This window comes from Saccharobesus litoralis (assembly GCF_003063625.1).
Classification (GTDB): domain Bacteria; phylum Pseudomonadota; class Gammaproteobacteria; order Enterobacterales; family Alteromonadaceae; genus Saccharobesus; species Saccharobesus litoralis.
This window is the reverse complement of the sequence record NZ_CP026604.1, coordinates 498,669-511,791: the sequence shown is the minus strand read 5'-3', so window position 1 is coordinate 511,791 and position 13,123 is coordinate 498,669. Positions and strand designations below refer to the sequence as shown.

General features: G+C 41.3%; 10 protein-coding genes. 5 read left to right on the top strand and 5 right to left on the bottom strand.

Going from position 1 to position 13,123, the window contains the following annotated elements; genetic code table 11:
* Positions 1 to 11: 11 nt before the first annotated feature.
* Complete coding sequence (locus C2869_RS01920; RefSeq protein WP_108601354.1) at positions 12 to 899, bottom strand: class I SAM-dependent methyltransferase; 888 nt, start codon at positions 897 to 899, stop codon at positions 12 to 14.
* Positions 900 to 1,113: 214 nt separating this feature from the next.
* Between C2869_RS01920 and C2869_RS01915 the strand changes: the two genes are divergently transcribed.
* A complete protein-coding gene (locus C2869_RS01915; RefSeq protein ID WP_108601353.1) occupies positions 1,114 to 2,418 on the top strand; it encodes an HAD-IB family hydrolase in 1,305 nt (434 codons plus the stop codon).
* 181 nt (positions 2,419 to 2,599) lie between these two features.
* On the opposite strand, the gene C2869_RS01910 is transcribed toward C2869_RS01915, so the two are convergent.
* Positions 2,600 to 4,216 carry an IS1634 family transposase gene (locus C2869_RS01910; protein ID WP_159083991.1) on the bottom strand — a complete coding sequence of 539 codons (1,617 nt, stop codon included), beginning with the start codon at positions 4,214 to 4,216 and terminating at the stop codon, positions 2,600 to 2,602.
* 520 nt (positions 4,217 to 4,736) lie between these two features.
* Positions 4,737 to 6,641: a hypothetical protein gene (locus C2869_RS01905; RefSeq protein ID WP_108601351.1), complete on the bottom strand. Its 1,905-nt coding sequence runs from the start codon at positions 6,639 to 6,641 to the stop codon at positions 4,737 to 4,739.
* Positions 6,642 to 7,147: 506 nt separating this feature from the next.
* On the opposite strand from C2869_RS01905, the gene C2869_RS01900 reads away from it, so the two are divergent.
* From C2869_RS01900 to C2869_RS01885, 4 genes are all read left to right on the top strand, one after another.
* Entirely contained in the window at positions 7,148 to 7,786 is a 639-nt protein-coding gene (locus C2869_RS01900; protein WP_108601350.1) for a flavin prenyltransferase UbiX, read from the top strand.
* A gap of 74 nt (positions 7,787 to 7,860) precedes the next feature.
* On the top strand, positions 7,861 to 8,835 hold the full coding sequence (locus tag C2869_RS01895; protein ID WP_159083990.1) for a hypothetical protein: 975 nt from the start codon (positions 7,861 to 7,863) through the stop codon (positions 8,833 to 8,835).
* Between the two features lie 78 nt (positions 8,836 to 8,913).
* Positions 8,914 to 9,807: a hypothetical protein gene (locus tag C2869_RS01890; protein WP_159083989.1), complete on the top strand. Its 894-nt coding sequence runs from the start codon at positions 8,914 to 8,916 to the stop codon at positions 9,805 to 9,807.
* Between the two features lie 26 nt (positions 9,808 to 9,833).
* Positions 9,834 to 10,517 (top strand): TIGR02117 family protein, encoded by a 684-nt coding sequence (locus C2869_RS01885; RefSeq protein WP_108601347.1) that lies wholly within the window; start codon positions 9,834 to 9,836, stop codon positions 10,515 to 10,517.
* Positions 10,518 to 10,862: 345 nt separating this feature from the next.
* On the opposite strand, the gene C2869_RS01880 is transcribed toward C2869_RS01885, so the two are convergent.
* Both C2869_RS01880 and C2869_RS01875 read right to left on the bottom strand, forming a co-directional pair.
* Positions 10,863 to 11,588 carry a YebC/PmpR family DNA-binding transcriptional regulator gene (locus C2869_RS01880; protein ID WP_108601346.1) on the bottom strand — a complete coding sequence of 242 codons (726 nt, stop codon included), beginning with the start codon at positions 11,586 to 11,588 and terminating at the stop codon, positions 10,863 to 10,865.
* Positions 11,589 to 11,673: 85 nt separating this feature from the next.
* A complete protein-coding gene (locus C2869_RS01875) occupies positions 11,674 to 13,110 on the bottom strand; it encodes an O-antigen ligase family protein (RefSeq protein ID WP_228710736.1) in 1,437 nt (478 codons plus the stop codon).
* Positions 13,111 to 13,123 lie beyond the last annotated feature (13 nt).

Genomic DNA, 13,123 nt, shown 5'->3' with positions numbered 1-13,123 from the left:
CCTCAGCAAAACTAGTAGCGATAAATGAGTACTTTTAACCCTTTATCTGGGTTTGCCTCTTTAAATACGTTGGGGTTAGCTAATTGTTGCTGAAATTCGCACTCAGGGCAAAACTCGTCGACTTGTTGTTTAAGCCATTCAACGGATAAGTCAGGTGAATTTAAGCATAACATTAATAAGCTTTGACCTTGTTGCATGAACTCGGGTATACGACGAATAATTTTTTTATAGTCACGCTCAATATTTACACTGCCTTTTTGAAATGACGGCGGATCGCAAATGAGTAAATCAAATTTTGCTTCGCGACGCAGCTTGCCCCAAGATTTAAATAAATCCACGCCGGCAAACTTAACATGATCGAGCGCTTGCTTATTGAGCTTGTGGTTTTCCCGACCTACCGATAATGCCGCCTTCGCCATATCAAGGTTCATAATCGCATCAGCTTGCCCAGCATGAGCGGCCATCGAGAATGCGCAAGTATAGCTAAACAGATTAACTACACGGCGATTTTTAGCGTTTTCTATGACCCATTTTCGGCCATTCGCCATATCTAAGAACAAACCATGGTTTTGGTTGTTAGCTAGGTTAATTTTGTAATTTAAACCATGTTCAGTGGCAGTTAGGCTATCAATTTTGTCTCCCCACATGACGTCGACCGGAGCCATTTTTTGATAGCGATGTTGCACTTGAATGGATTGGCACTGATGTACACGACTTTGAATATGACTGACTAATGTATTTAGCCAAACTTGTTCGACTGGTTTATACAAGGTAATGAGCACAACCGGCGCAAACCAATCGATACAAATATGCTCTAAATCAGGGTAAAAGTGACCACGCCCGTGAAATAGCCTTTCACATTCGTTGGATTTGGGAATTAAAAAGTCTGGTTGCGTCATACAGATCAGTAGGGAGCTAAATTGGCGTGGATTCTCCCACACTGGCTTTAAAATGCAAATCGTTGCGAATGGTTTAACTTGACTGAGTTTATTCTAAAAAGTTAGATTCATAAGGGGATTTAATTTATTAACTTGTTAAGCCGTTTGGACGTAATCAATTACATAACGTGTCGAGTTAAGCGGTTTCTTAAACTTCAGTAGGGATAAGAAACAAATGAGTCATGCGCTAATACAAAATAAAAAATTAGTTTGCTTCGATTTTGACGGTACGCTGGTTTCTAGCAATTCATTACAACAACTTTATCTGTTTAAAATTCACTATTATGGTTGGGTTCGTGGGATATTATGGCGGGTGTTATTTTTAATTCAGATCCCTGTCTTTTTCTTGTTGTACCAACTTAACCCAGCTAAATTTAATCAGTTTTTATATTCGCGCTATCGAGGTATGCAACAAGACAAGTTGCTAGCCATATTGCAAGACAAGGTATTGCCTTTTTTATGGCGAAATTTGTATCCGCAGGCTGATACTTTACTGCGAGAGCACAAAGCGAATAACACGGATGTTATTATTATTTCGGCTTCATGGAACCCTGTTGTACAAGCATTGGCAACACTGGTGTCCGCAAAGGCTTGTTATGCGACTGAGCTACAAGTGAAAAATGGCAAGCTAACGGGACTAATACTGGATTACGTGGATAAACAACGTAAAGCTGAGTGTTTACGCGATTTTATAGCGAAATCTCAAGAGTGTTATCAATCAATTAGTGTTTATGGTAATTCAACGCTAGATATTCCTATGCTTGAATTGGCAGATTCTGCCCATGTGATCAATCCAAGTAAAAGGTTAAGGCTGTGGGCACATAATAATAATGCGGCAATCCATTATTGGCAGCATCCGAAAACGCATTGGACATTGACTTTTTTTAGTCTGGTTCTCAATCATTATTATCGGTCTATTCAAGGTTGGCATCATATACCTAAAGAAAAGGGCTGTATTATTATTGCCAACCATGCCAGTCATCTTGATCAATATATGCTGTATCCTTTATTGGGGCGATATACTCGCCGTCGCCCTAAATACCTAGCGAAAAAAGAGCACTTTCGTTCCCCTTTATTTGCCCGTATTATTCGTTATATGGGCGCTTATCCAGTTGATCGACAGCGAGGGGGCAGGGCGGCTATATTACAAGCCATTAAGCTGTTAAATGAAGGGCATGCCGTTGTTATTTTCCCAGAAGGTACCCGTACACGTACGGGGCAAATAAATGAATTTAAATCAGGTGTAGTGCTAATTCATGAAAAAACTGCAGCGCCTATTGTGCCCGTTGGTTTATCTGGCACGTATCAAGCGTGGCCATATGATAAAAAGTACCCGAAAAAAGGCGATGTCGATTTAGTCGTTGGTGAATTGATTGATTCTTTATCTATGGAATCAGAGCATGCTACGAATCAAGCTAGCAAAACAGTCAAGGCGGCTAAATTGCATAGTGTGGTGTCTGAATTAGTCGAGCATTGTTAGTTCGAATATTCCGCGCGAAAAATAGTAATTCCGATCTTCCGCACTTAATTATAGATACAGGATATTTTGTGTGGTTGCGGCCCTAAATTTTTAAGTAGATCTGTTTGTTCGATAAGCTTATCCTGTTTTACGCGCACGACAAATGCCACCGCATAGCAGTGTATTTTTCTTCAAGTGATGGCTAGCTCAGTTGATATATATCTAAAGCTTCTTTGCCAAATAAGCGAATGATTTTCTCTTCTCTTTCACTGATATTCGCGACCCCAATGCCTTGTGTTCCTAAATCAACATAACTTATCCCTCGCAGCATTTGAAAGACCCAGCGTAATGTAGGCGATTGCGTGGGGTGCCCTAACTGATTGGGCAAGGTTTCGTCTTCTTTTGTTAATCTCGCTCTCAATTCGTATTGACCTAAGTTGTAAACCAGCAACGATAAACTCATGACCATCAGTAATGCGTCTATCCGTTGTGGGTTTTGCAGGTAAATGCGATTGCTTTGAAAGGATTTGTCTTTCATGAACCTGAAACCATTTTCAACTTGAGATTGTTGCTTGTATTCCTTAAGCATTTGCGCGGGTGTTAAACTCGTTTTATTTGTGGCTAAGACGAATCGACCAAGTGGGTGCTTCGCTTGGGCTATGGCTTCTGCGTTTTCTACAATGTCTGCTATGACCCGGTAACCTTTGAGTTTTTTATCTTCTGGCTTCGGTCTTCCTCGTTTTTCGTATCCCCATTGAGCCTCTATTTCGCGTTCAACAACTTGGTGATACTTCGCTTTTTTAGCGGTATTTTTAAGTGCCTGTCTCGCGTCATGCTCACACGCATACAATGTCCCTGATACTTTTTTCAATGCGCGAGTTAATGCTTGATGTGCGTTATCGATTTTCTTTTCCAATGTTTTCAGTTGGCGAGCTTTACCTTGCTCAGAGCTGTATAGCACCCAGTTTTCATTCGGGCTGTCTTTGTCTTCATCGTTAATTTTGGCGTAACGATAACCGTTATCTAATTCGCACCATTCAAAAGCATCATCGCTTTTCGCACTATTTTGCTTAACTATGTTTAAGGTGGCTGGCACGCGTGTCAGCCAATTCACGTTGGCATTTTGAAGCTTATTCGTGTTGTACAGCGCTGAATCAGCTACCCATAACATGTCTTCGCTATTATTGAGTTCTTCAATGAAGTTACGCATATAAGCAATGCTGTCATGAAATATCGTTTTGTCTGCTGCATTACCGTCATAACTTTCATAATAAATCGGAAGTCCTGCTGGGCCGTTGGTAATGAGATTAACAACCACTTGTTTCAAGTCGGGGCGATGGTCTTTGGAATACCCTTGTTTAGGTATTGGGGCATGCTTCCAATCACCATTGTATTCACCGAATAAGGCTAAGCTGGTGCTATCTAAATGATGGCTGGTGCTTAATAAGCCATGCTCTTGAATAATTTCAAAAGCTAACTGACTAAATAAACGTGTCGTCCCGTGTTGATTCAGTTTATCAAGACATCGACCCAGCGCATCCTCATTCATATCATCGGCACAAAGCCCTGGCGCTATCAATGCCTCTATCGGTTTGTCTTTAAAAAAGTCTGGGGTCATATACAAAGTCGCATTGGTGAACCCAAGACCATTCAGGATTAGCGCGCAGATCCGCTGCCCATACGTAGACTTGGTTCGTTTATCCAATTTAATCGGCAGCATCAGGTCAATTCGCTGTGCAATTTTGTACTTTTTCAATAACGCAGCGACTAAACCAAGGTGATCCATAGATTGAATAGAGACTTGTTTGATTTGGGGCATTAATGGATCTGATAAATATAATGACAAGGATATTGTTATCTTAGCGAAGCTGTTTGAAATACTGTGTGATCTGTAGCGTGAATAAGGGTGATCTTTTACTTCAATGCTTGTGATCTATTTCGCACAATAAAGTGACTTGCTAAATTTTCAACATTTGAGATTAAAGTACGGAAGATGGGGTAATTATTCAGCGTAGTTGGTTTTACAAACCATAGTTTTGCTATTTACCCTCGTCTTTGCCGTGCCTACAGGAAGTAGGTACTTAGGTTTCGTCTGGAACAAGAAACCTGTGAATACGGTAATCTAGTGACGTTGTGTTATAAATGCGGGCTAAGTTTACTTTAACAAAGGCGCTGGATACCTGATTTCTCAGGTATGACGGTAATTTTTATACCTATTGTAGAAAAATCCCTCAATTTACAAACAAGTTGAATAGGTACTAAAAATAAAAAGAGCGACTCAAGTCGCTCTTTTGGTATGTCAAATTCAGCAAGTGAACACAACTAATATGGTAATTAACCTAAAGGTTAATTTCTCCGTCTTTGGCGAAAATAGTCCAGCTCTTGCTATATAAGCCTTTAGTGCGATAGAACCAGTAGTAATAATTGTCTTTTTTGATGCCACAAGGGTACTTAATTTTGATACCCCATTTTTTCTTTTTACACCATTTAACGCTGCGCACTTCGGCAAATAGTCCAAAGTCACCTTTGATCACATCCAATTTGTTGGTGAGATCAAATTCGTAAGTAATTTTAGGATCGACACCATTTTGGCCAATGATGGTTAAATCGGCAGCACTGTCTAAGCGCAGTAATTCATCGAAAATTCTGAATTGAGCCGTGATCCCTGCTGACGCTACGCCTGCTTCTACGCCACCTTTGGCCCAAATATCAAAATAACTGCTGACAACATCACCTTCGGCATGCAGTTTCCCGTCGAACCTTAAGGTAAATTCAAAACCTAAACCGCCTGTTACACCAGCTCGTACACCCACGGGAATCGGTCCAACAAAAAAGCTCGAGCTAACAATTTGGCGTTCTTCTTCCCATTCTTTGTTCCAAGTTTTGATAAACTCGGTTTTATAGTGAGATTCATCAATAATTTTTGAGCCAAATAGAACTAGCTCTGAACCCCAACCCGTGCCATCGCCAGTACCGGCGACATCGGTAAAGGCTTGCGCGTTAAAGCCAACTCGAAAAAGTGTCGCTTTTTTATTGAATACATACACATTGAATGAACCGCCCGCGTCAGCAATAGCACCTTGATTTTCTTTGTCTAGTTTAAGTAAGCCTCCTAAGTCCATCGAGGTTGCGATTTTCTTTTTATCACCATAGGTTTTGTCAAAACCGCCAGATAAAGAATATTCTTGGCTATTTGACGTTACGCCAGCGGCTGTCACTTGCGCGCTGCTACTGATTTGAGCTGTATTTTCACCTTCAAAAAAGTAAAGCGGGTAGCTCATGACAACACTGTTATTTAAATCATGCTCAACATCATCGGATTCGGTAATGTCGGTGATATCGTAACGAATGAGCACATTATTGTAGGCGTCAGCGTCATAATTAGCATAAAGCGCGGCCCGTTGCTCGTCGGAAATAAACAGGTCAAATCCAAAAAAGTGATCTTCGCCATTGTAGGTAAATTCAATTTCTTGGCTGTCGGTATAGGTTTTACTATCTGCATGCCAAAGTTTTAATGGTTGAAAGCCACCGTCAATTAAAATTTCTGCTTCAAAACGGGCTTTAGCTGTATTGGTACCATGATAAATGGCATCAATGTGACCAATAATATCTGAATGCAAATCCCCTGTGCCTTCATGGTGATCAGGCGTGTCCAATATGACCGAATCACCGTCTAACACAATATTAGTGAGTTTGAATTCGTGACCAGGGTGCAGTTGTACTTCAATTTCAGCGTATGGGAATTCGCCGGCAACGTGATCTTCGTTTTCAGGGTGTGGGTGGTTATCTTGTTCGTTACTTTCAACAATTTCATCTTGCGGATCAACGACCGCCATAATCCAATAATGGCCTTCGTGTTGTAAATCACGCGGAATGGTAAACTCAGCGTGATAGCCAAACTCGCCCGTTTCTATGGCTTCGTGTATTACTGAACCTAATAGGTGGTCGCCTTCAACTTCAGATTCTTCGGTATTTTCTTCGCTATCATCTTCTGGCTCATTATGCACTAGGTAAAAATCGACCGTGACATTGTGGGGGTTAGGTAAGTTATCTGCGTGTAGTCGATAATTAACTTGCAGCTCATCATTTGGTTCATACAAGTGCTGATTTTCTACCGCCAACGTTGATAACGTTAAATTGACAGTAGTCGTTAGCGCATTTTGCTCAGAGTCTTCGATAAGACATCCTTGTAACGCGAGCGTTGATAGTAAGGGCAGCGCGCATAGGGTTTTATTTAATTTCATAATTGTGATGAAGTTAGTAATGGAGTGATTTAGGTTATTAGTTTAATTATGACAAATTCTGCATAAATTGGGGAAGGGGCGTTGTAAAGGTTGCGGAAAATATCGCATTCGAAAAATAAATTCTTTCTTTCCACATTTCCTCCATATTTGCCTGAACTTTTCTGTCGGCGAATTCGTTTATTAGGTTAAATAAAAAAAGATGGTAACTACTCAGCGTGTTTATAAATAGAATTGAATTTCTCTCGCTGGTATAAAAAATTACCGTCATACCTGAGTATTCAGGTATCCAGCGCCTTTATTAAAGTAAACGGAGCTCACGTTTACTAAACAAAGTCACTAGATTACCGCATTCGCAGGTTTCTTGTTCCAGACGAAACCTAAGTACCTACGTCCTGTAGGCACGGCAAAGACGAGGTAATTAACAATACTAGGGCGCGTAAAACAAATTACGCTGAGTAGATACAAAAGATGTTAAAATTGTACAACAGGTTTCAAATGTTGACTTTATGACTACAGATTCAGATAAATTTTGGCCACGAAATAAACAAATTACGTTGGCGATCACAGGGGCGTCTGGTGTTCCCTATGCATTACGTTTGTTACAGTGTTTGCTGGCGGCTGACTTTCAAGTTCACTTGTTAGTATCGAGTGCGGCTAAGGTCGTATTCGCCACAGAAACGACAGAAAAGCTGCCTAGTTCATCGAGCAAGTTAGCTGAATACTTAATGGATAAGTTTGCCGCAAAAGCTAATCAAGTGCTTTGTTATGGCAAAGATGAATGGTTTTCGCCTGTGGCATCCGGTTCGGCCGCGCCTAAAAAAATGGTGGTGTGTCCTTGTTCTACTGGTAGTTTATCGGCTATTGCCACTGGCGCGAGCGATAATTTAATTGAACGTGCTGCAGATGTGGTGATTAAAGAGCGAGGGCAACTTATTTTAGTGCCGCGCGAAACGCCGCTTTCGACAATACACCTGGAAAATATGCTCAAACTTTCACAGTTGGGAGCAACTATTTTACCTGCTGCACCGGGTTTTTATCATGATCCTCAATCAATTGAAGATTTAGTCGATTTTATTGTTGCTCGTATTCTTGATCATTTAGATATTGAACAAAGCATAATGCCACGATGGGGCTATCAAGCTTAAAAATTTGATATTGTTGGCATTAGATTTGCTGCCGATAAATAGATAAGTTTAGCCGGAAATTTTGAGTCAATATTATGACTAGTTTTATGCGTATTCACAAACCTGTTCACAAGCTAATACACAAAAGGCAATTAAAGCGGTTTAGCCATATTTTTGTAATGTTTGTAGTGAGTGGCCTATTGGTTAATTTAACGGCCTGCGCTGTACTTTTTCCTAACTCGTGGCCAGTCGATCCTCCAGCTGATCCGCAAGCGCCCGTTACCAATGATGCTATGCCGTCGAGTCCTAATCAGCGAATGATGCAAATGGCGGTGCCAGAGTCATCAGCAACAGGCCATACCGAACGCTCAAACTACACACCAAATAATGTTGGCGGTAAGGGCAAAGCTCGCCATAAATCGGCAAATAGTGAGCAGCCAGCGGTTATTCAATCGGACAAGCAATTTTCGCCGATTCAACCAGTTCATACTAGGCAAACAGCACAGTCAGCCCCATCAACACAGTATACCGTTAGCCCTTATGCCCAGCGTAGTCAAATTGTTCCTAAAGCGCCAGAGGTAACAATGAACTACCAAGGTGGCATGTTATTGCAGTCAACACGGCAAAATTTCCAACAACAGCAGTCAAAACAAGCCTTAAATCATGAGTTTTTAGCACGAGAGATCCGTTTTTTAGTGATGGATTTAGTTAATGGTAGTGCCGCCAGTGTAATCATGAGCAAACCTGTGTGGGTTGAAGAGTTTAATGATTTAACCAGTTCGAGTCGTCGCCAAGTCAGCGCTAAAAGCTTGTTGCGTGAAATGCTAGTGCATGAGTCACGCCAATATGGGTTAAATGTGCTTGAATCTGTCAGTGGTAATGCGGACGGTTTAACAGTTAAAGGGTCTTTTAGTCGTTTATCGGGCGGGATCTTGGTTAACGCTAGGGTGATTACAAATTCTGGTGATGCTGTATTGAATACCGCACAACGCCATTTGCCGTTGGATTTATTTACTGGGGTAAAAAACTCTGGCTATAAGGATGGTGTGCGGATTGTGGCACCGGATTAAATAGATTATTGCTTTAGTTGTAAATAAACTGTTAAGCTGGGGAATATTCATATTTCTAAAGCCTATATCGATCATCTTATGTTGTGTATTCGATGCTTGTTGTTAGTCGTAATACTTTGCTGCTTTCGTCAAGCGATAGCTGAGCAGCATAAAGTCGTGATTGCGGCGAATCCCTATCACCAGCAGGAATATGATTCGCTGTTAGATGGTCGATCTTGTTTTGACGTGAATGACTATCAAACGCCTTATGCCCACAGAGCAACCATAGAACTCCTACTTATTTGTAAAGCCTTACACCTTGGTGGCTTAAACGCAGAATTAAGTTTTTGGCATACGCCTAACTATACCCGAGCCTTGCTGGAGACGAAAAAAGGCTCTGTCGCTATGTCTTCTGAAACGGTCTGGTTTACTGATTTACAACAAGATGAGCTTGTTTATGTATCAGACGCGGTTATTGAAGCCCAAGAGTTTGAAAAAGGCTTTTATATTCAGCAATCTCGTTTAGCTGAAGTTGAACAAGTTTTGCAAACGGCACAGCAGCAAGGGAAAAGTTTATTATCAGCCTTAACTCAGTTTTCAGTTATTAGTTCTCGGCGTTGGTGGCTAGATTGGAAAACGCTTAATCAACTGGGTTTTGCGACCATTCATTCATCGAAAATAGACAACATGTGTAATATGATGGCGAAGAAACGGGGTGATATTTTATTTGTTGAACTTGTTATGAATGGCAGTCAAGGCTTACCTTACAGTTGTAATAAAATAAATTTAATGCCAATTCAAGGGGTTAAAGTCCGCATTCCGCAAAGCCGCCATTATATCGTTTCAAAAAAATATCCAAACAGTCAAGCCATATATACTGCTTTGCAAACCGGTTTAAGGGCTATCCGAGCTAGTGGCGAAATGAGTAAATTGCTTTATCCGGTAGAAGAAAATAGGGTTAAAGTGCGAGCTTGGTCAAGTTTAACACCATAAGCTAACCAACTTGAGTTTATTGATTAATGCTTAGCTTACGAATTTTTTGTATCTGCATTGTGGTCTTTATATCGGCCTGCAGTTATCGTCCCTATGTGGTCGAGCCGTCTATTACACAAGTGAAAAACAATGCCAGTACTATCACTGTATTTGTCGCCGATCATGGTTGGCACACTGGCTTAGTTATCGAACGTCAGTCTATTCAATCCATTTTACCTGAACTTCATACTCGGTTTGCCAACTACAAGTATCTTGAATTAGGTTGGGGGGATGCAGGGTTTTATCAAGCGCCTGAAATTACTTTTGGTTTGGCATTAAAAGCTTTGTTTTGGCCAACCGAAAGCGTTATGCATGTCGTTGGCTTTAATAGTGACCCAGAGTTTTACTTTAAAAACAGTAAAATTGTGGCTAGAAAAATCAACAAAGCTAACTTAGTTAGTTTAAAGGCGTTTATTGAGCATAGCTTTGCTATGGCGCAAAATAAAAAGTTAACAGAACTAGGTAAAGGCTTGTACGGCGACAGTCAATTTTACCAAGCCAATGGTGAATATCACGCGACTAATACCTGTAATGTGTGGACCGCTAGGGCGTTAGCGAGTGCAGGCTGTGAACTTGCGTATCGATTTAAATTTACATCAAGCAGTGTGATGAATGCGATTGAGGATCTTAATCAACAGCAGGTAGCATGTCAGGTTTTAGCCAGTCACTAAACTTATAGTCTTCTCGCTCAGGTCTTATGGTTCATTGTCAGCGCTTACTCTCGACTTTGGCTCCTGCGTCGTCCTAACACCTAAATCCATTTAGGCGACCCCAATCACATAATAGAGCATATGCTCATGGGGATTCGAAGCTTGCCTACATGGATGTAGGTAAGGAGCGAGAGCAAGGATGCGGTAGCTTTGACGGCTTTGCTTACATGGATGTAAGTACTTAGGTTTCGTCTGGAACTAGAAACCTGCCCCTAAAACCTGATCGCTTTGACTATAAATAAAAACGGCGCTAATGTTAGCGCCGTTTTTATATGAATTTTTTTACTGCGTAGCTTGTTTTAAGGTTTAGTCTTCAACAACCGCGTTGTGATAAACCTCTTGTACGTCGTCGCAATCGTCTAACATGTTCATGAATTTATCAAATACTGCTACGTCATCACCGGTAATGGTTGTACTGGTTTGTGGTACATAAGTGATTTCTTCTGTTTTGAAATCAATATCAGCATAGGCGTCTGTTAAAGCTGTTTTGGCTTTATAAAATTCAGTGTGGTCGGCTAAAACGGTAATCACACCTTCTTCGTCAGTTTCAATATCGGCTACATCAACATCGGCCATCATTAATGTTTCTAACACGTCTTCTTCATCTTGTCCGCTGAATTGGAATACGGCTTGATGGTCAAACATATGAATAGCTGAACCAGGGGCACCAATTTTAGAGTCAGTTTTGGTAAAGCAGTTGCGTACGTCTTTAATGGTTCGGTTAGTGTTGTCGGTTAAACAGTCAATAATCACCATACATCCGCCAGGGCCAAAACCTTCGTAGCGAGTGTTTTCGTAATTTTCACCACCAGTACCTTTGGCTTTGTCGATGGCTTTTTCAATGACGTGAGCAGGAACTTGGTCTTTTTTGGCTTTGGTGATGACCTGACGTAATGCAAGGTTACCGTCAGGATCGGTACCTCCATTTTTGGCGATCACGTAAATTTCTTTGCCGTATTTAGAGTAAAGTTTGGTTTTAGCGCCTTGAGTTTTTGCCATTGACGCTTTGCGGTTTTCAAAACTTCTTCCCATGAGAATTCTGCTCTTGTTTGACTAGGTGTAAAAATGTGGGCAGATTCTAACGATTTTGGCGTGAAATGGCTAGTGGCAAGCCATTTCATTCATTATGAAGGTTGAATTTTACCCAATTACCTACCGCGACAATTAACGCTGCTAAAATATAAATTGGCCAAGTAAAGCCCTGAGTTAAAAAGGTAGCAGATACAATAGTGCCTAATAAGCCTGCAAATACCGCTTGGCTAACGGCGATAACAGCAGGAGGGATGGCTTCACCAGCACTAGCGCGTTTTTCTAATATAGACTGAGTACGCAAGGCACTTAGCGTTAAACAGCCTATTATTCCAATAAAAACAATTAATCCTAAAAAGCCGGTTTCAGCTAAAACGCCAAACCAAGTACTGTGAACGGCATGGTTTAAACCGTCCCAATGAGGGCTGTAAAAGTAATAATTGGAGTAAAAATTATCAAGCCCAACACCGGTAAGCGGATTATGGACAGCCATACCAAATGCCGCTTCCCATGCATACAAGCGCCCCATTGCCGATGCGTCAATCCCTTCTTCTGCGGCACCACCTGAAGCGCGGCCTGAAATTCCCGCTACCGCATACAGTAGCACGGCAGCCACCGAGCCTAATATAAAAAACAAGGCTTTGTTTTGTATACGCCGGTAAGCGAATATGCCAAACACGGTTAAAATTCCCAATAATCCACCGCGGCTTTGAGTGGCGATAATGGCCATAAATAATACCGGCGCACCGATTAAACCGATAAATCGCGTACCCCGCCCGAGTTGTTTATTTAGTACTAGCGCTAGCGCAAATGCGGCAGGGAACATTAACACTAAAGCCAGATCATTCGGATCGCCTAACACTGAGCCGATTGAGCGGCCAATAGTCACTCGGGTTTCTTCAACCATTTCTAAATTATTCGCTTTGTTATACAGCGCCGTTAGGCCAACACAAATACCACTAAACGTAATTAAACGTGCACTAAATAAAAAGTCTTTTCCTGTGCGGGTTAACCAAGCAATTGCGAATGTCATGATGGCAATTTTCCAGTAAATACCTTTAAAGTAGGCAATCGCTATTGGCCGGTTACTCGCCATAAATACGCCAAATACCACGAGTACAAAAAACACACTCATCCAAGTGAGCTCACGTGTCCAGTAGGGTTTGATTTTTTTAGTTAACCCAATATGCCAAATGAGCGCCCCTAAACTGGCAAGCGACAAGAGCAGCGGGATTTTTAATGGGTATAAAGGCTGAAAAACTTCGTGTAAGCGAAAGAAAGAAAACACGACAAACAGCATGACCATTTGAAAAGGAAAATGTAAAACAAACACTATGCCTAACGGCAATAATCCAACAGCCACGACAACAGCCGGATGAGGAATAAATTGCCATGCTAGACTTATCAGCAACAAACTCAAAAGCATAATAATGACAGGGCTAGATAAGCTTTTTCGTAAATTGGCTAAGATCTGAGTCATCATGTTCTCTGGTTTTATAGGGTGAAGAATTAAGTTAACGAACATGAAGCCTCAACCT